Here is a 20168-nt window from a genome sequence, read left to right as displayed (position 1 = left end):
TTACACACTATTCCCTTTATTTTTACGTTTTTCTTCGGCCTTGTTTTTTATTTCTTCTGCAAACTTCAGGGCAGTATTGTCGATCATTGCTGGACGAAAATTTATAGAAGATTTTTTCTCAAGATCCTCCCTTTCTTCGGTTTTTGTATCAATATCTGTTGTATTTGGTATTTCCTCATCATCACTATCCCAAGCCGAATTTCTGATCGTTGCCTTGTGTTGCTTTTCCTCGGTTGTCTCCCTCATTTCACTTTCTTCGATAGAGTCATTAACACTTTCAGGTTCGTTCTCATCGCTAGTAGTCCTTTCTGCTGTCTTTCGTTGCAAAGCGTTTTCCTTTATCTGTTCCTCTTTCAAATCCTTATCCGTTTGTGTCTCCTGTTCATTCCCTTCCCTATTCGAAGTGTCATCTTCATCTTCATCATTATGTTCATTTAGAGGGGCAAACAACTCTTTGGGAAGAGGGTATATTAATCCAATTACCGGATCCAATCGTACATTGTTTTGCACCCCACGGAACAAACATTCTCCTGGTTCACCTGTCACGGGATTAAATCCCTTGAGACTTTGAATAACTTTTGGCATTACAATATATCTTTTTTCTTCCTTGATGTTTGTCTTAAAGCCCGTTGTGGACATTTCATCGGTGCCGCTACTTTTCCCGACCTGGTATTCTTCGCCGATCATATCTGCATAGTATTCTGCGTCTTCGGGGTCAAGGCCGGCTAAAATAAACTTTTGAACAGCATTCTGCTTCACCATCGAGCCGAGTCGTTTGCTTACGTCATCCAGCTGCACATTTCCTTGATGAATAACATTTACAAACATTTCAAATTCACGTGCCATCTCCATAAATGTCGAAAATTCTTCATCGGCAAACATTTCAATTTCATCGACAGTCAATTGATGTGGCCGTACCTTTTCTTTCAGGTTTCTCCTGAATGTGCTTGCTCGTAATAGGTTCAGATAAAGTCTCCCGACTGTATATGTCAAGGTTTGCAATGTCCCATATGCGCCATTTACAAGCACTATCTCGCCATTCCGCAGAACGTCGTCAATGTTGAATGTTGACTTTCTGCAAAATATTCGCTGTATATATTTGTTCGAAGTAAGCTCTGTCAGGTAGTCGTAAAGATTGGAGTATGTCTGCATAGCATGTTCTTGCATTTTTTGGCTGCCGGCCATATTTCTTGTGTACTCCAATAGAAGCGGGACCTGATTTTCGCGACCTCTTAGTTCGGATAAAATTTCTGCTCGGAAATCATCGTGCATTGGCTGGATTAATCGGTCCAACTCATTGTAAGTGCATTCGTTCCCGTAAACCATTTTCAATGCTTTGATGCCGACCCGAAGTAATTGTGTGCTCCGGCTCTTGAAGTATTGCACAGCATCTGGACCGAGATATGCGTGGTACGCGGAGACGTTAGCTTCTATCATCGGTTCGATGTCTAATCCTTCGGGCACATCAAAGGGATTCAGGCAATCTGTCAACTCATATTCCGGGTCAAGGCGGTAATAGTTTCGTCCTGTCCGTTCCATAAAATTCGCCAATCGATTGATAAGGCTGCCCTTTGGTTCAATGATGGTGCTGCCTATATAATCGTTTAGGAGATCCTGGACAATAAGGGTTGTTGCCAATAATGTTTTTCCCGATCCTGTTCCCCCTATGATTTGACCATGCTGTGCGCGGTCGTTGCGATTCAAAACCATGAGTTGGCTTTGCCGATTCTTTGTCGGCACTGTATGGAACAGTTCAAGTTTACATTCCTCCGAGTAGTATCTAAGATGACTGAGGCAGCCTTTTTTGCTCAAATCTATTCCGTCGATTTTGCTTATTTCATCGTGAGATATTTGGGTTTTGCCCGTATCATCTATTACTTTTGCTATAACCTGTTTTTTAGATTCTTCCTGGGACTCAGATTGCTCTACAATTTTCGTTAGCCTATTAAAAACGGTCGCTTTGACACCAATATGCAACGTGTAATATAGCGTCAGATATACTGTGCCAATCAAAAGAATAGCCGTGATAATAAGAGCATTTCTTGTACCGGTATAGTGCATAATGATCTGACCTAAAGCCAGTATGCTAAAAGCATTCAAAAATGTTTGGATCACTGGTTTCGCATATGTATTTTTGAATAAAGCGGGGCATGAGTAAATGATGTGTCCGAGGAAGCACGGAAACAATAGTGGTATCGCACGATAGAAAACAGGTCCCGAAATCCCGTAAATTTGATCTTGGTACTTCCCTACCAGCCATAAAAAGATTAGAACCAGGAAGAACAAAAGCGAGAATGCTTGGAGGTTCCAAATCGTCTTCTTGTTGGCAGGATCCATCGAAAATCGTCTAATGGAAATAAAGGTATTCTTTAATACAAAAGCCATCATATGTCCAATTCCTGCTAATAATGCACCTAATAGCATTCCGATAAACCTCAATTGCCACGCCCCCAATTACACTCATATATTGATTAATTAATATATTATAATACATCTTTTACTTTGTCATGAGTGAAAAAAAGCAACCCATCCTTCCCCTCTCGGATTAGACGGTTGCTTTGGCGCTCAAGAAAATATGCGTTTCCAGAAACTCTTTTTCTTTTTTTCTTTGCCTATCGTTGAAAACCAATATCTGATTTCAAAGCTAAGGTCAGGATGTTCAGTGGTAATTTTGTTCAACTGCTCACGAATGATATCTCGTTCATTGTCACTTTTTGCATTTTCATATGCTTCAAAGAGGTCAATAATTTTTTCCTTAACTTTCCGTATATGCAATTCCCGTTCGTCCTGCTTGAATTTATTTAGACGATCCTCCGCAGCGGTTCGGTACATTTGAATAAAGAATCTCTGTTCTGGGTTCCCCGACTCTAATTCAGCAAAACGGGCCATTAACAATTGTTTTTCATCTATCGATGTTTCAGGTCCTGTAATTTTATCGTATAATTCTAAAACTTCTTTTTTTACTTCTTCTTGGTGGCTTGGCATCAATGCCTTTTGAGCAGCCAATGTAGCTTTTTCTTCTACGGCTGCGAAAAATTCACCGGATACAATGAGTTGATGAAACTTTTCAAACTGCTCCATCTTTTTCATAATTTGAAAGAGCAGATCGTTTGATTCACTTGATCTAGCGTTTTCGGAAGATGTGATTTTAGTCGTTCCTCCGTAAATTAACTCTTTCAGTTCTGGAATCGTGTATTCCGATCCTTCTCCTGTTAAACCGTGTATCATTTTCAATTTGAAAACTGATATATAATTGTGTTTATATACCTTAGCGTTACCCTCCCCCATCTGAATGGGTTTTACGTAATCAATTAACTCCCGACGCTTATTTTTAATTACATAATCGTGTGTTTCGCATATCTCTGCAACTTGGCTTGATGTATAAAGGGCATTTTTATCCATAGAGAGTATCTTATCGGTGAAAAGACGATCAAGCCAGCCGCGCTTTTTGTAGATTTCGTAAAGTACCGATTTGCCGTCAAACGCTTCTATTAAGAGTTCCCTCATTTCTTCCTTGCGGGCCTCTTCTATTTCCTCCCGTGTCAACAACTCCGCCGCGTCATCATGCATATAACTTCACCCCTCTCGTTATTCACTCTTATTCTGCTCTATACGACTATTTTACTAGATTGAGGGGCGAATAAACAGTGTTTATCCGTATTTATTCGGATAAATTTTATATTCGAATGAATTCGTTAAATTTCGTATATATTCGTTTATATGCGTATATATCCGTACTAAATTCTAAGTGAATAAGTGTGGATATAAATTATGTTATACGGACTTTCGAATAAGCTGCCCTTATTCTTACTTATTCACCTAGATAATTATTCGTAATATTTCGTATATATTCGTTTATATGCGTATATATCCGTACATAATTCTGAGTGAATAAGTATGGATATAAACATGTTATACGGGTGCAGCTCTTATTCTTACTTATTCACCCGGATAATTATTCGAATAAATTCGTGTAAACGCGATGGCTCCGGTTTATTTATATGAATGAAATATTACCTACGGTATAATGTCGGTTATATTTCAATCGATCCGATCGTGGGGAGGGGCATGATTTCTATTTAACCTCAATTATACCTTTGGTTATATGTTAGTATAATGGTGGTTTAATATCAGTAATATTTCAACGCTTCCCGAACGCACAGACCCCTCAAATTATAGGATATGTCACTTTTTAAGGGACTGACTAGTTCCTGGCGCAGCCGATACAACGGCTGGGTGCACTACGGCGACGTCATCATGGGTTGTCAACCGCATGCAGTTTCAGAAGAGCCACGCTTCGTCCTCGTCTGGTCCGTTCGAACCCGTGCGGGCGACAGCGCCGAGACCTTATCCAGTAGCCGAAATGCTCCGGGGCAAGGGGTTGCCCGCACTATGGCCGTCTGGATCCTGAAAGCGCAGGCCAGGCTTATACGCCGGGGGGTGCTCAATTCCAGCGCAGTTTGAGGCCCGGACTCAGGACGGACGGCGATCGGATAGCCACCGTGCGACTGCAACGCATTTCCGGGCTTCGCCCGCTCCGCCAGAGGGGGCCGGCTAACACGGATGCAGGACTGCTCCAGGACAGCGCTGCGATGCGAGCACACCGACGACTGTGGTGGCCACCATGCACCTGTAGCGCAGCTCGTGAGTTACGTTCTGCCGTCCGCCGTGAAAAATAACGTTGACTGCTTCCGGGCTGTCCGATTAGTAACGTTCGCTATGCGGGACGCGAAACGAAAGGCTGGAATGTGCTGAAGTTGCATGAGTCGGCACGTAGCCGTTCCGGGTGTATACCGGTGTAATCGCCCCCATGAGGGTGCAACACTACTCCGGGGTTTGCTCGCGGCCGACGCAGCGGTCTGAGTACGAAGGCGACGGCAACTAAGTCTCTCCAGCATGCAGGACTGCTCCGGGTTCGCCCGCGATCCGCGGGCAGCGCTTCGGCCGGTCCGAGCGCATACGGGCAGCCACAAAATTGGCCAGCATGTTGTGCAAACCTCGTCAAATTCCCATCAAACGGCCTTTTCTTTATGTTTTGGGGTGATTATCGTGGAATTCTCAACAAATAACCATACACCTGAACAGGACACCGGTGCGTAGCCCTCTTAATGAGCACTCACAGGGAGGACGTTAAATTTTGTCCAGCTTACTGAGAAATCGATATGAGTCAGAAAAAAAGTGGCAAATGTCCTTTAAGGCACTTGCCACTTTTTCTAATTCAATTCATAAACGATTGAATGACGTCTGATCCAAACTTTTTGCCTGCTCTTCTTTTCCTGACTTGATTTTCGTTCGAAGGGCTTTTTATTTCTTCCTCATTTGAGTTTGTATCTAATGAAGCAGGAGTGGATTGTACATCCGAAATATTGGATTGACCGTCATTGTTGTGCGCGAATGTTTCATGATCGACTGTTGTTTGCTGCAATGGAGGGGGGTTATGACCCTGTTGCAATTTGTCATTCGCAGATGGCGGCTCTTGATAATGCTGTTTCTCGACATTCGTTTGCATTAGTTGAGCTTTGATTGTTTCAATTGTTCGGATCCGCGGAACAAACAATTGCAGGTTGCGCAATCCGTTTTCTGCAATTTCCTTTTGGATAAGATAACGGATTGAATCGCTATACATCGTTTGTTTGTTTATCCAGTCGATAACCAACTGTTCTTCGTCTTCCCGCAATTTCAATACGATAGCTTTACCTGGTTTCGCTTCAGTTGCCATCGGTGGAAATTTCACCCCCTGAAATCTAATTATCTTTGTTGCATTAAAGAGGGTGGGCCTTATTGTTTTGTAGCCGCAGCTTGTTTTGAAGTCTCTTTCAGCGCTTTATAAATATCGCTTCGAACAAAGTAATCAAGCCCCTCAGCATTCAATGTCACGGCATATTCCGCGGGGACATAAAGGAGTTGAATTCGAACTTTATCGCACAGCTCTTTCAATTTCGGATATAATTGCTCTCTCATAAGAATACTTCCGCCACCATATACAGCAACGATATCGATTTCATTTGCACCGATAGCAAGTATGCGGTCGTTGATATGTTTCAAAATTTGCTCTACTTGATTAGCGCAATGCGGACGAAATGCCTGCAACGCCTCGCTAAGAAATTTGTGCTTTCGATTGCTAAACTGGCTTTTCAGAATTTCGCTGTACTGCTGCCTGGACAGTGAGTTAAAAGCGCCTGGGACGAGAGCTATTAGATCGTTGATAGAGTCAGTGATTGCATGTCCGACGCCATGATTGATTCCATCGCTGAGATCCTTGTCCACGGCATCGCCGCGTGTAAAGGGCGTATCCGTCGTTCCGTCACCGGAATCCACGTGGAGAATGTTTTTACCCTCCAAGTAACTGCCATCCGCCTGATCAATTCCATATGTTTTGGCAAACTCTCCAAACAATAAGGTTTCATTGCTGTCTGATGTGCTATATGACGTTGTTCTCCAATTCCCCTCGGAATCTACCTGCAAGGCAAAAATCGGGGGGGTGCCTTCGGGCAAAATATGTACATATTCGAACTCAACCTTAATGTCTACTTGCTTGGTTATGCCCAAATGAACGGTAATTTTGTGAGGGCCCTTCATAAAGCGTTCCTTCATTACTCTCACGTTTTCGGGTGTGTGTTGTCGGACGGGAAGAGCCGCGGCCATATCAACTTTTACTGAAATTTGATCAGGGATTGACCCTTTTTCAGCTGCTCTCTCAACAGCTCTAGCGGCTATTACGGCAAGCGTGTTGATGTACGGCACGGATTGATCTGCTTTGGAGTTGTTCCCTTTGACATAAAGGTTTGTCACGTTTTCTCCGTGTGTTTTAAGAGCATGTCGGCCAATCAGGTACAGGCCCGTTGGTATCCCTGCAGGAGATACGATCGATACTGCCAGATTGTCATAAATGTTTTTCAAATTCTTCTGAACGTCGATGTCGTCATCCGTCCAGGGAACCATACCAGCTGAAGCATAGACATTTGGTTGACGAATCAGTTTTCCATCCACATAAATGTCGTGCTCACTGTTTCCGATGTCATTTCCGACCAAAAAATGCATTTTCATCTCCCGATTCAACCTCCATATTAGTTTAAGGTTTAATGCTAAGTAGATTGTATATCCAAATTCTACCCTTAGTCAACTCATGGTCTACTTTAATTCATCCTTTGGTATAATTTCGGTTTACCATTATTCGACCACTTTCGACCTGAATTAATGTCGTAAAAACGAAGAGCACCAGTTCTATTCGGATTAATCCGGATAAATATCGTTCAACATGGCTATGTTCATCTTTACTCTTTCTTTTGATCTTGCGCATCTCGTTGAACTATCTTTAAGTCTTGTATTACTATTTAGGTGATGGGCAAATTGGCTATCGTTTCCACCAATCTCAACAGGTAAGGGGGGGCTTATTTTTTTGGGCATTAAGTTCATTCATTTGATGTTTGAGTGAGTGTCTATTGCAGTTTTATACGTTCGTACATTGGTTTTTACATCGGCTTATACTTTGGTTATTCATCAGTCTTTCTATCGGTTTGTTTATTGCATAGTGCATTGAGATCGGTGAAATCGCCTTTACTGCCCATTTCCCACGTTATTCCTGGTGTTTTTCGCAAATGAATATCACGACTAACACCCTAAACGGGTACTTCAACCCTCGGCCCACTCATGGGCCTAGAAAGGAGCTGATAACAATGTCGGATTCGCTGGGTTTTGATCGGGCGGACCAGGATAGCGAAGAGTCCGGGAAGCGGAAGCGCCGATCCTCCTCGGATTTAACGTTGGGGGAGACAATCGACATCTTGACGGACAGGGAATGGATGCTGCTTGTGGACTTGTACAAGTGCAGATGTATGCCACAGTCTGCAGCGGTGAACTACTATTTTCTGGACCGGCCAAGTGACTATTACGAGGAATACGATGGGGCAGGGGAGGAGATGCGCAAAATCTTGGATGAGAAAAACCGTAAGAGGGCGGTTGTAAAAGCGCGGCGGACATTCGCACGACTAAAACAGCGAGGCTTGATTGAAACTTCATCCTTGCTCCCAAACGAAATGGACAAACCCGCACATAAACGTAAACGCCTGACGGGGGAAACGTGGTACTATCTTTCCACCCGCGGCATCCGGATTGTGGAGTACCGTTTGTCCGTTCCGGAGGAGGAGAGGATCTCCAAAAACGAATTGGACATGGAGCGGGCAAGAAGGGATCACATATGGGAACTTGCAAAATTGTATCTTGAGTTACGCCATCATTACTTCCGCGATCTCTCCTATAAGTTTGGAGTGGATTGGGACTGGTATCCTTCAATGACACTTACAAGCGACAATGGGGCTTTATCCGTTAGACCCGACGCAATTTTCCGTATCAGTGAGACGTTGATTTACATTGAGTTGGACCGATCTACCGAACCGGTGCAAAGATCGCCTTTTTATTCCAATCAGGTTTCAATTGAAAGGAAACTGGAGCGATATAGGGACGTTATCAAACTATGTACGAATCCCACAAAGAGAAACGGTTATATCGCCTTTGTTGTTCCTGATGCTATTCATGATACACGTCTCATCAATATTTCTGCTGCTGCTGAACGTGTATTTGGTAGTAGAGACAAAGTAATAACAGGAAGGAGCATTACCGATGTCTTTGAAACGTTTTCCGAAATCTATTCAAGGAGAAATCTATCTTAATAAATGCTTGAAGGTTGAGCGGGGCATGAAGGGAGCAGGTTTTTTTATTTTTGAATAGTGATATATTAATTAATATTTTGTTATGTTATTATATTGATTAACTAATATACCGATATTCTTTGAGGGGAGGTGATTGGGTGAGCAAAAACAAAAAAGTGGCGTTGGCCAGTGTAGGCGTATTGCTTGCATTGATTTTGTCTGTCATTTTGATTCGAAGTCCGGCCGAAAAACAGAACCCCACACCTGATCCACCACCGGTATCAACGCAATTTCAACAGCAACAATCGCCGGTAAATGAACCAGGGAAGGAGTATGACGAGACACATCAAAAAGTCGGCCAGATCATTGATGACGCAACTGCGGCGATAGCAGAAAGGGCGCCCGGATGGTGGGACAAAATCGAGCGCTTCTGGAACTGGTTTACCGGTTTCAGCACGTATCACGCAATTATTCTGGCTCTCGTAGCATTCTTCATCATTGGCATTATCTTCAATGACAAAAACAAAAATCATCAACGCCATTAAGAAAGCGGGTGAATTAACAATTGGGCTTGTTTGGTGGAAGGAAAAAAAGCGCAGAAACCGCCTCCGCGCCCATGCAAGACGTTGGACCAAAAAAACGCCCAGATAAATCCATAAAGGAAAGAGCGCCGAGAAGCATGGTGCCGAAGAGGATTGTCCGGGTGTTTTTTTGGTGCTTCATGTGTTTCATCTTCATCAAAGGATGTGTCTCGTTTACGCAAGGAACAAAGGTGGTCCACCAAACCATCAATTATGGATCCGACAAGCCGGTCATCGACGAATCGATCAAAGGGTTTGCTGCTGACTTCGCTTCGGAATATTTCACCTGGAGTGATGATAATTTCTCGGAACGTAGTTCGCGGCTTGCTCCTTTCATTTCAAATATCAGTCAAGATGCGGGATTAAAATCTTTTGACATTAAAGGTTCAAGCCGTGTCCTTTCCGCGGAAGTTTACGATGCGAAGAAAATTAACGATTCGCAAGTCGATGTAACGGTAGTTGTCCGCCGTGAAGTGACCCTGCCACAAGACAACATGTCTAGTGCAGGGGGGCCCGCTTCCGTTTCTGCCGTCTCGAATACTAACATGGACCGAGCCGTTAAAAAGGCGTATATGGTCGTGCCAGTAACGATTACCGATAAAGGGCCAGTCATTCGATCCTATCCGCGCTTTGTTACGGAGCTGATAAAAGGGGAGACGGAAAGTCAAGCCCCGGGACCATCCATCACAGACACAAACATTTTGAACATGGGCAAGGAGTTAACGGAAAGCTTCCTGCGATCTTGGTATGATGGGAACTTGAGTCAACTGAAATACTACTATTCCGATATAGCGAACATTCCTAGTTCCGTCACTAAATCCAATTTTGTATTCGATAAAGTCGATTCGCTAAACATGTACAAGGTTGATGGACAAGAAAATGTGATGCGCATTTATGCATCGATCATTGTCAAAAGCGATATTGGCGAATCCTTTACAAACTCGTGGACCCTTGACGTCACTGCAAAGGATGGCCGGCTGTACATTCTTTCTGTTGGCGATGGCGGTTCATCCACAAATGATTCGACTTCATCTTCCCAAGCTACGAGCGAATCAGACCAAGTTACACCCCAACCAACATCATCAAATGAATGAAGGGAGAATGCTTGAATGAACAAGAAAGATTTGTCTTTGAAGGTTTCGTTTCTGGCCTGTGCTCTGATGATGTTTGCTGCGTCCCCGGCTTTTGCCGCTGGACCCGGTCAGAAACTTGGCAGCTGGTTGACCGACAACATTGGCGCCGTGATCCCTGGCATTCTGATTGCAATCGGCGCCTACCATATGCTGAAGCGGGACTGGGTTAAACTGATGAGCTTCGTCGGTATTGCGCTTGTCGTGGCCGTTCTTATGAACTGGAGTGACGTCCAAAAGCTGGCGAAATACCTCTTTGACCAAATTTTTGGTGGTATCTGATGAGTACGCCGAACGAATCGCCACGCGTTACGGTTTCAAACTACACCAAGATATGGAACTGGGACTGGGTCATTTACGCCTTTGAAGGTAAAAAGCTTCCGGTTCCAGCAAACATTCGGGCCATTGGGATATTCGTCGCTTGTTTAATTTTTTGGTCGATTGTAGGCAACATTTTGCTGTTCTTTCTGCCGAAGGGGTACATCTATATTGTCTTTCCGGGCTTGTCCACATGGCTCATTATGAAGCAAAAACTCGACGGGAAGGCTCCGCACAAATGGTTGCTTGCAATGATCCTTTATTGGATGCGCCCGAAACACCTTCGCAGATATAGGCTAATTGTTCACAACAAACACTACGTCTACGGTAGTAAAGTGGTGTACCGCACACATCGGGAGCGTGCTTAAGCCACGCTCCTTTTTACAAGGAGGTAGAGACTCTTGAGCTTCCCTGTTAAAAAGAAGGTCAATAAACTCAAAATCGAGTTTCCTATCGCCTACTTTGAGCAGAACCTCGTCTTTAACCATAACAAAGACGTCTGGGCCATCTATGAAATCGAACCGTTCGTTTATGACCATCTTAGTGAGCAGCAAAAAATAGACCGTTTGATTTCGCTAACGTCCTTTTTGGCGCTATTAACCGATCAATTTCATATTTTGTGGCTCCCGAAAAACCACGACATCGCCAAACATCACGACCGGTTACGATCGCGTTTGAACGGCCCCTTGAAGAAGTGGGGGAAGAAATATATTGACGCGATGGAAGAATACCTTCACAACAACTACAACACAATTGATGGTTCGAACAATGCAGATTACCACGCTTATATTGCTGTCTATCTTCCAAAAAGCGATGAGAAAGACCTGGTCGAGCAGGTCGGAACAATGTACAACGAGCTGAAAAAGCTGGTTCTTCATCCGAAGCGTTTTATCGAAAACATATCCGGCCTCAACGAGCCTGAAATCTTTGAACACGAGTTCGGAGCATATCTCGTGAAAGAAAAACAAATCTTTGACCGGCTTTCTCGGAAAATGAAGGTGAAGCGGGGAACCCCCGCGACAACGGAATGGTTGATCAAGCGTAATTTCTGGTGGGGAATTGCCGATCCGGTGCTTCGCTCGACGGAAGAGGAAGCATGGTCGCCTAAAAAAATGCGCGGCAAACGCAGCGGCCTCGATACATTTCTTTACGATTCCAGACAAGTCCTTACTCTTACAGAAGCTGAGATCGACTGCTCCCATCCAAGACGGATCAAAATTACGCAGCTGCATGACGGAGAAGAGAAGGAAGTCTATCATGCCTATCTCGCGCTTGCCGATCTGCCGGAGAACATGGATATGCCGGGTAGCGAATGGCTTTACAGTGCCGCGACATTGCCATTCCCTGTAGAAATGAGCATTAAAGTTGAAGTTCTCGAAGCCAGGGATGCGCTCAAAAAGTTGAGCAAAAAAAAAATAGACATCGACAACCAGGTCAAAAACATCAATGAGGCTGGTGCTACTGTTCCGCTTGATTTGCAAGAAAAACAAGAGAAAGCCTTATACCTGGAGGATGAGTACAAAAAACGGAGAAACCCAACTTTCATTACCCACGTTACGTTCGGTCTATACCATACCGACATCAACATGCTGAAAAGCAATGTGAAAATCTTACAGGACCATTATCGGGATTTTGGGAACATTCAGGTCGAATTACCCGCTGGTGATCAGTGGCTATTGTTTAACGATTTCATCCCTGGTTCGCCACGATATGTATCGGATTATATCCAACGTATACCTCCAGAGACACTCGCGGCAGGAATGGTTGGGGCAACTCAACAATTAGGTGACGGAATAGGCTTTTACATTGGTACAACTGGTCCTTTGCAACGTCCCGTTTATGTTGATCTGCGTCATGCAAGCCAGATAAACCGATCTCCCTCGTTTAGTGTCAGTGGTACTCTGGGTGGCGGCAAATCGGTCCTCATTAACTTGCTGGGGTATCAAAATGCGGTGTCGGATGGTAAAACCCTTATATTTGACCCGAAGGGTGAACGATCGCATTGGCCGGACATGCTGCCAGAGTTAAAAGGTCAAATTCAGGTCGCCACTCTTTCGTCATCACCAGAGGATCAGGGCAAACTGGATCCGTTTGTAATGCTGGCCAATATTGAAGACGCAAAAGAAGCGGCTATGGATATTCTTGCATACCTGGCGTCGGTGAAGACAAACTCGATCGAGTACAGCTTTATTTCGCAGGCTGTAATGAAGGTGGCGTCCGAACCGAAGCCGTATCTTGCCAAATGCATTGAAGTCTTAAAAGAAATGGGAGCGACCCGGGAGCCGGCTGCTGTGGTTGCCGAAGTGCTGGACAGCTTCAGGGATTTGTCCTTTGCAAAGCTTCTGTTCGGTAATGGGGAGCAGAAGACCATCAACATGGACTATGCTCTGAATATCTTGCAAGTGCAAAACCTGAAAATGCCCCCCGTGGAGAAGCAGCCTGAAAACTATTCGCTCGTCGAAAAAATGTCTATTGCGACCATGTATTCGATCGGCCGCTTTATGGACAGCTTCATCTACTTTGACCGATCTATCTTCACTTTGGCCGAAATGGACGAAGCATGGGCGATCCTTTGTACGCAAATCGGTAAGGACATTGCGAATCGTGTCATTCGTACAGGTCGCTCTCTCAATGGCGGACTTGGTGTTGCAACACAAAACGTCACTGACCTGGCGGGCGATCTTGCTGGAAACATTGGCATGAAGTTTGCTTTCCGTGATTCCGATATCACAAAAATCAAAAACACGCTATCGTTCTTTGGGTTGGAGCATACCCAAGAAAATATTGATTTGATTAAGAATCTCGAAAACGGTCAGTGCCTCATGCAAGATATTTACGGACGCATTGGAGTTCTTACCGTAGATGTCGTCTTCCAACATCTCTTCGAATGCTTCGATACCCGTCCGCCGGCTGAGTCTTCGGAGATGTCGAGCGGCGAGACGAGTGAGGAAAACGAATTTTCGATACTAGAGCAGTTCAATAGCTATTATGAGCAGGTCGCTGCTGGGGAGGAGGGCGACGTAGGCGATGAAGAGGATTGGGAAGAAGATTAAATCATTGTCCAAACGTAAGCTTTTCGTCTTCGGCATGGTATTTGTCTTGGTGGGGGTTTTGCTTCCAACCGTGGTCTATGCGGCATCTTCAATTGACGAAATGATCCCATCAGACAAGAATGACCAAGCTATCTATAACAAATACGGGGCATCCCATTACGCATTTGAAACGCTTCTGCCAAATCGGTCGTGGTGGCAAGTTGGTGCCAAAGCGGAAGATACCATTGTACGAACTTACGATCATATGCTGAGCATGCTTTTTCTCGGCAACGTCCAAGTGACCCGCTTCTTCAATTTCGTAGCGAGGGAAGCCTTCGAGTTCAAGATCATGGATCAGCTGATCGATGCCGCGGAGGACATACTCAAAAGTCTTACTGGGGTAAACAATGGCGACCTCGGAAGCGGCTTTTGGGGGAGCTTGTTCGGCATTCTTGTTTCGATTACCGTCCTCTATATCCTGTTTCAAATGCTCAAAACACAGTTTCTTGACGGGTTCCAAACGGCGCTTTCGTTTATCATGGCTCTTGTTGTTTGCCTCGGGTTCTTTGCCTATTCCGGAACGATCATCAAATTTATGAACTCATTTGTCAGCGAAGTTGGCGCCACTATGTACTCCGGATTGGCAAAGGCCACAAAACTGGACCCTGATTCAAGTAAAGGGGTAACCATCATTTCCGAGCAGGTATGGGAGGAGCTGGTAATCCGGCCGTATTCCATGTTGCAATTCGATGACCCGAATGTTCGGCAGAATGATCCGCAATTGTTTAATGAAGTGCTCGCGTCACAACCTTTCAGCGACGCCCGCGAAGCAGCACTCGAAAAAGCACAGAAGAAGTACCCATCGGTTGCGCGCGAAAGACCAGATGAACAAATGATCATCATTTTGTTCAACTGGATTTTCTCGATCACAATTCTTGGACTCTTTTGTTTTTGGGCTCTTGCGACGATATACTTCCGAATCAAACTGCTCGTTCATGCAATTGCAATGGGCGTTACTTTGCTGGCTTCCTTATTACCTGGCAGGGATGCGGGATTCTCCGTATTACGCGGACAGTTCATCAAGCTTATTGGGCTTTCTATCATGACTGCAGGGGTGATGTTCTTTTTAGACCTGTCGCTTGTACTCGGTCATCTGGTATTTGAAGTTGTGTATCCCAAATCCGGCTGGTTTATGGCCATGTTTATCGAAGCCATTGTCGTGTTCGTCGTTTTCAGGTATCGTCACGAGATTGGCAAGGTGTTCTCGAAAGCAGCTGGTTACATTCCGATGCCCAAACAACCAACTGCTCTTGCAACCGGTTTGAAATTCGCTGCCGGCCGTGCGCTCTATAACTATGCCTCCAATAAAGTCAGCAGCGTTTTTAATCGAAAGGAGCCAGAAGGTGTTCCTGCCCGCTTTAACCCGGCCGCATTATCCAAAGCGGATCAAAATTTGAACGACGCGACTACGTCCAGCTTAATGCTTCGATACCAACGTGAGAAATCTGCTGCCGAACAACTTGCCGCTGAGACCGGGGAACCGGTGCAGTATTCGCCTTTCGTGCAGCGTGTCAATGAGAACCTGAAAAACGGTACCAAAAATCCGTTCCGCGGCCTCGACAAAGAATGGAAGGAGGAAAAAACTCGCCTTAAAGGGATTAAGGACGATGGCGGCGATGTTCGCCAAGCCATACTTTCTCAGGGCGTTCATGAAGGTATGAACGACCAGGAAGTTGCGGCCACCATGTATTCGAACGAAAATGCGATCCGACAGGCCGCTTCCTTTATGGTCAATCGTCCGAAGCAGGCTATTGATCAAATGAATCGCGCCAAAACGCTGAATCGCAATCGTAAACTGCAAACTGCAGTTGACGATTTCTGTATGATTCAATTGTTCGATCGTTATAAGGTCGAGTACAAACAAGCGATTGATACCGCGGCGGCGACTGGTGAACCAGTTAAACACTCTGATTTTGTTAAGCGCATGGACGAGCGGTTCAAGCATGCTGGACTCAATACCACCGGCAAAGTCAACGAGACGATGCTCAAGCGTTCCGGGCGTCTATCGGTCGCTCCACATTTTTCCGACATGAAGGAGTTTAATGACCATAAGATCCGGCTCTTGAAAGCTAATGAAGCTTTCATGAAAGCTTCGTCTCCACGCGAAGGTATTCCGGAGACGCCGAAAGTCAATACGTCTGCCCCGTTCAGCAATGCATTCATTCTCAAGAATATGCCTGCGCTGCCGACGAGCAATGTGCTTGAACGTTCCATTCCGATTTCGCTAACGGCAAAACCGGCAGTAGTGGCAAATTTCGATATGAAAAACGTCAAATTGCCGGAACAACTCAAAAGCAAAATCGAAGCGGCGAAAGCCAACCTTGGGAAATCCGTGGATGTATCCGACCTGCGACTTGAAATCGATACGAAAACGAACACCCAGGTCGTGGTCGATCTCAAGCAGAAGATATCTCCGGAAGTTTCCACCGGCCTGAAGTCCGAGCTTGACCATCTGCGCGTCATGAATAAGGCGAATTCTACTGTTTCGCCGGCGAATGAAATCGTGAAAAACCAGGTGGCTCAAAAAGCCCAGACGGCTCGGAAGCAAAAACAGTTGAAAAAATTGAGTCCGTCAGGGGGTGACCAACCCTGATGAACAGCACGCTTGAACAAGCGAAGGAGTTCCTAAAAGGTTATGGCAAGCAACGCTTGCTGAACGAGTTAAAAAAGAGGGCCTTAAAAAAAGTCCAAACCGCTATTTTGACGAATCCTTGGTTTTGGATAGTCCTTGGGATTTTATTTGCGGTATTTCTCTTTTTTTATCTCATTGCAGCGGCCGTAGCCAGCTCCCAACAAACGCTAACGGAATATATCATTTCGGACAAAATCCTAAGTCCGCAAATTTACAAGAAAGATTTGGAGAATGCCATAACGAGTCCGTTTGGGGAAAGATCGGATCCGTTCACGGGTCAGACGGATTTTCATCCAGGTATTGATATTTCTCTCCCCGAAGGAACGCCGGTGGCAAGCTCGTTTGACGGGGTTGTGCAGACGGTCAGTTATCCAAAAGCAAGCGACGGGCAAAGCACAAAAAATGCCGGTATTTTTGTGGTGGTGGCGAGCACGGACGATACTGAAGTCAACATGACCGCTCGCTACCTTCATCTAAAAGATGCCTTTGTTACTCCTGGCCAAACCGTAAAAAAAGGCGAGATCATCGGGTTATCCGGAAACACAGGCCGTTCCACGGGCCCACATTTGCACTTTGAATTGAAGCCGAAAGACGCCGACCAACCGATTGATCCGTCACGGTTCATTTTTCTGATGTCCAAACTCACGGACGCCGCAACTACCGAAGCGTTTCGTGCGATGAAGAAGATATCATGGACTGTTCCGAATGGCTATGATTACCATTCAGACAAAATGCTTTATGTCAGCGACGTCTATATGGGCATTGAGCCTCCCAAGTTTAATACTTCGGGAGGAGGGAACATCCGTAGCTTGTATCTCGGCGGCTCATCCGTTGTAAGTCATTTTGGTCCGAATATTGCTGATCCCGCCCCGGCGCCGGCTGACGATGACGTCGTAACTATTCCCGACACCGGTGAACTGACACATCCATTTTTCATTCAATATGCCGCTGCAGCACAAGCGGAAGAAAGACGGAGCGGGATACCCGCCAGTATCACCCTTGCGCAAGCGGCGCTTGAATCAGCTTACGGCCAGTCTGCCATCTGCAACAATTTTTTCGGAATCAAGGCTGACGCAAGCTATAATGGCCCCACCTGTACGGCACAAACGCGCGAGGAATACGGCGGAGAGGTCGTTACGATTGAAGCAAAGTTTCGGAAGTACGATAATGCTGAAGAATCATTCGCTGATCATTCTGACTTTCTATTGAAAAATAGCCGTTATCGGAGGGCATTATCTAAAACCAATCCATATGAGTTTGCCAATGAGCTGCAGCGTGCCGGCTACGCGACAGACAGCCAATACGCCAACAAGCTCAAAGCCATTATTCGCAGTCAAAACTTGACGATTCTTGATGCCAACCGCGGTATTGATCCCACGACCGGTCAGCCATTTCAGGACGTGCCTTTCAACGGAAGCGGGGAAGTGACCGATGCGGTAACGTTTGTATTCGGCATCCAACAATTCTATGGCAACTATGCCAAAGAGGTCCATCGCTTTACCGACAGTAATGGCAATGTTTATGTTTCGTACAGCAATCTTACCGATCCGTTGACCGGCAACCGAATCATCAATTTGGTGAATTTCAATAATGTGGTAAACTATTATTACGGGCGTGAAACCATGTCACCTGAACTTTACGTAAAAGATTTGCCTGCCGCGATCTCCGTTACCATTCAATCCGGAGGCGATGACGAGTTTTTCGTATCGCGTGTAGAGTATGTAAAGGGGACTTATTGATATGACGCAAATTCATACCCAGCTTTTCATCGAATCGTTTATCATGCTGAATTTCGAAATTACTTTCGACGGCATGAAAACTTGGTTTAGTTGGTCCGGAGACGTCTTAGAAGATGCAGAATTGTTTAGAACGGTTCTGTTTCCTGAAGAGCTACCTGAAGATCGCCAGGCGAAGCTTTTGCGAATGATCGCATACCGATACGAGGATATGTTCTTCCAGGAACATAGGGGTGGGGATGCGTTCGAATCCAAGCATCAGCTACTGCTGCGATTGATGAATGTACGTACACTTAACGGCGTAAACGAAGCGATGCTTGACCTTTGGATTACATTGAAGGCAGACAGATCCCGGAAAAACCCTGCCTATCCAACTCTACACTCTCTGTTTTACTCGAAAACAGAGGGTTGCACCACGAGTTGAATCTATAATGACGCTCATTCAGAGCGTCTTTTTTGTTGATCTTTCTGCCATCTCTTAGTCACTCCCTATTGCTCCTTTATTGCAATTGGGCTATAATTTAATCATTAACGTTACATTACTGATTGTCTCCGCTGATAAAGTTCAGCTGGAGAAGGGGGATGTTGCCCTACCGGCAACAATATAAACGCCTTGAGGTAGAAAAGAGCATGCCAACGCTTGTTTTGGCATGCCTTTTTTGACTTTCAGGGCTTTTTTTATGCCCATTTTCAGGCAAAGGAGGGGTAATAGGTCATGGACCACATGAAAAAATACTGGTCCGAAGAATTGGAGTTGATTCGCAAAGGGATTAATGGATTGGATGGCTATAGAACAATCATTTCCAACCATTATTACCGTGATCGGCAAAGTGATCGCGGTTATGATGAGATGGATGTGTTAATGGCCATTACCACCGGACGAATCGTTGAGGGCTATGATTGTGGTCAGCATCCGACCCAACGTAATCGCGATCCCAAGCGAATCATCATCGGCAAGGACAAGTACGGCGAGTGGGTAGTTGTTCCTGTTGCAATGAAATCCTCTAAGGAATTCATCGTGACGACCGTTTTTCCGCCGACCGATTTAAAAAGGTATGGGAAGTACCTTGTCGATTAAGTACGCAGTTCGTTTGGTGAAAATTGAGAGGCATGATAAAATAAGGTCATAGGAGGGATGTGTTATGTCTCGCTGTGACCGGTGTGGAGGAGAAATGAAGAATATGAAAACGTCAAACGAGCGTCCGTTTGAAGGCGGTACGTTGGTGGTTACTGACGTTCCTGCTCAAAAGTGCGAATGCGACGAGCTCATCTTGGTCGGTGATGGCGCGCTTATCGCGGGGTACGCAAACCATCTGCGTAATGCGAATGTCATTGGCCGTGTCCAAGTGTCTTTGGATGACCTGAAACGTAAATTTACGGTGCAGGATTTTCTTCCGAAGAACGCTTGCAACACATGATGGCTGGCATTGCACATCACATGGGGGACTATATGACGACTCATTGCGCCCTGTGTAACGGGGAGTATGTGGAGTTGATGATTACGCGCCATCGGCCGTTTGAGGGCGGCAGCTTAACCGTTCATGATATTCCAGCAAGGAAATGTGACTGTGATGTGCTTACGTCGCTTCCTGACGGGGTGATCGTTGACGGGTATAAATGGCTGCTGGAGAAAAACGGCATCATCGGGGATGTGACGGTCTCTTTGAGTAAGCTCAAAGAACGGTTTGAACCGATGGATTTTATCCGTCCGCATCTCAACATTGATGCGGGTGCGTAAGGGGTAATTGGGATTACGAACAGGGGATTGTTTTCTCGTCATCTGACGTGAAACAGATCCCTCTTTTTCATTTAGGGACATAGGAGGTTGAAACATGGCGCTTCGGGTTATTCGCGAATACCAAGGCGGAACGCTTGTGGTTTTGGACGTGCCTGCGGATGAGGGAAAAAACGACATTTCGGCCCGGGATGCTGCGCTGATCGCGCAGTACGTTCAGTTCTTGAACGAAAAGAACATTCTCGGCGATATCGAAGTGACGTTTTCTGAAATCAAGCAGAAGTTCGATTCCTAGT

Annotated in this window: 17 protein-coding genes; 13 read left to right on the top strand and 4 right to left on the bottom strand. The window is 45.4% G+C overall.

Features of this window, described 5'->3' with window-relative positions; translation table 11 throughout:
- The 4 genes from THECO_RS19640 to THECO_RS19630 form a co-directional block, all read right to left on the bottom strand.
- Positions 1-2439 carry a type IV secretory system conjugative DNA transfer family protein gene (locus THECO_RS19640; RefSeq protein WP_157373762.1) on the bottom strand — a complete coding sequence of 813 codons (2439 nt, stop codon included), beginning with the start codon at positions 2437-2439 and terminating at the stop codon, positions 1-3.
- Between the two features lie 126 nt (positions 2440-2565).
- Positions 2566-3570 (bottom strand): hypothetical protein, encoded by a 1005-nt coding sequence (locus THECO_RS19635; protein ID WP_015256730.1) that lies wholly within the window; start codon positions 3568-3570, stop codon positions 2566-2568.
- Positions 3571-5218: 1648 nt separating this feature from the next.
- The gene (locus tag THECO_RS21865; RefSeq protein WP_157373761.1) at positions 5219-5719 is read right to left on the bottom strand and encodes a hypothetical protein; all 501 of its coding nucleotides are present in this window, start codon (positions 5717-5719) and stop codon (positions 5219-5221) included.
- Between the two features lie 59 nt (positions 5720-5778).
- Positions 5779-7047 (bottom strand): ParM/StbA family protein, encoded by a 1269-nt coding sequence (locus THECO_RS19630; protein WP_015256728.1) that lies wholly within the window; start codon positions 7045-7047, stop codon positions 5779-5781.
- 629 nt (positions 7048-7676) lie between these two features.
- Here THECO_RS19630 and THECO_RS19625 point away from each other — a divergent pair.
- The 13 genes from THECO_RS19625 to THECO_RS19565 all read left to right on the top strand — a co-directional run bounded on the left by THECO_RS19625 (position 7677) and on the right by THECO_RS19565 (position 20167).
- On the top strand, positions 7677-8669 hold the full coding sequence (locus THECO_RS19625; protein WP_015256727.1) for a replication-relaxation family protein: 993 nt from the start codon (positions 7677-7679) through the stop codon (positions 8667-8669).
- A gap of 137 nt (positions 8670-8806) precedes the next feature.
- On the top strand, positions 8807-9193 hold the full coding sequence (locus THECO_RS19620; RefSeq protein WP_015256725.1) for a hypothetical protein: 387 nt from the start codon (positions 8807-8809) through the stop codon (positions 9191-9193).
- A gap of 20 nt (positions 9194-9213) precedes the next feature.
- Positions 9214-10323 (top strand): conjugal transfer protein, encoded by a 1110-nt coding sequence (locus THECO_RS19615; protein ID WP_157373760.1) that lies wholly within the window; start codon positions 9214-9216, stop codon positions 10321-10323.
- 15 nt (positions 10324-10338) lie between these two features.
- Positions 10339-10641: a hypothetical protein gene (locus tag THECO_RS19610; protein ID WP_015256723.1), complete on the top strand. Its 303-nt coding sequence runs from the start codon at positions 10339-10341 to the stop codon at positions 10639-10641.
- Positions 10641-11045, top strand: a complete 405-nt coding sequence (locus THECO_RS19605; RefSeq protein WP_015256722.1) for a TcpE family conjugal transfer membrane protein — start codon at positions 10641-10643, stop codon at positions 11043-11045. The genes THECO_RS19610 and THECO_RS19605 overlap by 1 nt, the downstream gene beginning before the upstream one ends.
- 33 nt (positions 11046-11078) lie before the next feature.
- A complete protein-coding gene (locus THECO_RS19600) occupies positions 11079-13730 on the top strand; it encodes an ATP-binding protein (protein ID WP_015256721.1) in 2652 nt (883 codons plus the stop codon).
- The gene (locus tag THECO_RS19595; RefSeq protein ID WP_015256720.1) at positions 13705-16362 is read left to right on the top strand and encodes a CD3337/EF1877 family mobilome membrane protein; all 2658 of its coding nucleotides are present in this window, start codon (positions 13705-13707) and stop codon (positions 16360-16362) included. Before THECO_RS19600 ends, THECO_RS19595 begins: the two co-directional genes overlap by 26 nt.
- Positions 16362-18140, top strand: coding sequence for a glucosaminidase domain-containing protein (locus THECO_RS20800; RefSeq protein WP_015256719.1), 1779 nt, complete (start codon positions 16362-16364; stop codon positions 18138-18140). The genes THECO_RS19595 and THECO_RS20800 overlap by 1 nt, the downstream gene beginning before the upstream one ends.
- Position 18141: 1 nt before the next feature.
- A complete protein-coding gene (locus tag THECO_RS19585; RefSeq protein ID WP_015256718.1) occupies positions 18142-18561 on the top strand; it encodes a hypothetical protein in 420 nt (139 codons plus the stop codon).
- A 291-nt stretch (positions 18562-18852) separates the two neighbouring features.
- A complete protein-coding gene (locus THECO_RS19580; RefSeq protein ID WP_015256717.1) occupies positions 18853-19215 on the top strand; it encodes a DUF4258 domain-containing protein in 363 nt (120 codons plus the stop codon).
- A gap of 64 nt (positions 19216-19279) precedes the next feature.
- On the top strand, positions 19280-19555 hold the full coding sequence (locus THECO_RS19575; protein WP_015256716.1) for a YgiT-type zinc finger protein: 276 nt from the start codon (positions 19280-19282) through the stop codon (positions 19553-19555).
- Positions 19556-19629: 74 nt separating this feature from the next.
- Positions 19630-19875 (top strand): hypothetical protein, encoded by a 246-nt coding sequence (locus tag THECO_RS19570; RefSeq protein WP_157373759.1) that lies wholly within the window; start codon positions 19630-19632, stop codon positions 19873-19875.
- Positions 19876-19969: 94 nt separating this feature from the next.
- On the top strand, positions 19970-20167 hold the full coding sequence (locus THECO_RS19565; protein WP_015256714.1) for a hypothetical protein: 198 nt from the start codon (positions 19970-19972) through the stop codon (positions 20165-20167).
- Position 20168 lies beyond the last annotated feature (1 nt).

The organism is Thermobacillus composti KWC4, from assembly GCF_000227705.2.
GTDB lineage: Bacteria > Bacillota > Bacilli > Paenibacillales > Paenibacillaceae > Thermobacillus > Thermobacillus xylanilyticus.
The sequence above is the reverse complement of the archived record's forward strand: the minus strand, read 5'-3'. Positions and strand labels throughout refer to the sequence as shown.

What these genes read in the sequence shown, in the direction of transcription:
- THECO_RS19635 (WP_015256730.1), bottom strand. Translation starts at nt 3,570, where the DNA reads ATGCATGATGACGCGGCGGAGTTGTTGACACGGGAGGAAATAGAAGAG.
- THECO_RS21865 (WP_157373761.1), bottom strand. Translation starts at nt 5,719, where the DNA reads ATGGCAACTGAAGCGAAACCAGGTAAAGCTATCGTATTGAAATTGCGG.
- THECO_RS19630 (WP_015256728.1), bottom strand. Translation starts at nt 7,047, where the DNA reads ATGAAAATGCATTTTTTGGTCGGAAATGACATCGGAAACAGTGAGCAC.
- THECO_RS19625 (WP_015256727.1), top strand. Translation starts at nt 7,677, where the DNA reads ATGTCGGATTCGCTGGGTTTTGATCGGGCGGACCAGGATAGCGAAGAG.
- THECO_RS19610 (WP_015256723.1), top strand. Translation starts at nt 10,339, where the DNA reads ATGAACAAGAAAGATTTGTCTTTGAAGGTTTCGTTTCTGGCCTGTGCT.
- THECO_RS19605 (WP_015256722.1), top strand. Translation starts at nt 10,641, where the DNA reads ATGAGTACGCCGAACGAATCGCCACGCGTTACGGTTTCAAACTACACC.
- THECO_RS19595 (WP_015256720.1), top strand. Translation starts at nt 13,705, where the DNA reads ATGAAGAGGATTGGGAAGAAGATTAAATCATTGTCCAAACGTAAGCTT.
- THECO_RS20800 (WP_015256719.1), top strand. Translation starts at nt 16,362, where the DNA reads ATGAACAGCACGCTTGAACAAGCGAAGGAGTTCCTAAAAGGTTATGGC.
- THECO_RS19585 (WP_015256718.1), top strand. Translation starts at nt 18,142, where the DNA reads ATGACGCAAATTCATACCCAGCTTTTCATCGAATCGTTTATCATGCTG.
- THECO_RS19580 (WP_015256717.1), top strand. Translation starts at nt 18,853, where the DNA reads ATGGACCACATGAAAAAATACTGGTCCGAAGAATTGGAGTTGATTCGC.
- THECO_RS19575 (WP_015256716.1), top strand. Translation starts at nt 19,280, where the DNA reads ATGTCTCGCTGTGACCGGTGTGGAGGAGAAATGAAGAATATGAAAACG.
- THECO_RS19565 (WP_015256714.1), top strand. Translation starts at nt 19,970, where the DNA reads ATGGCGCTTCGGGTTATTCGCGAATACCAAGGCGGAACGCTTGTGGTT.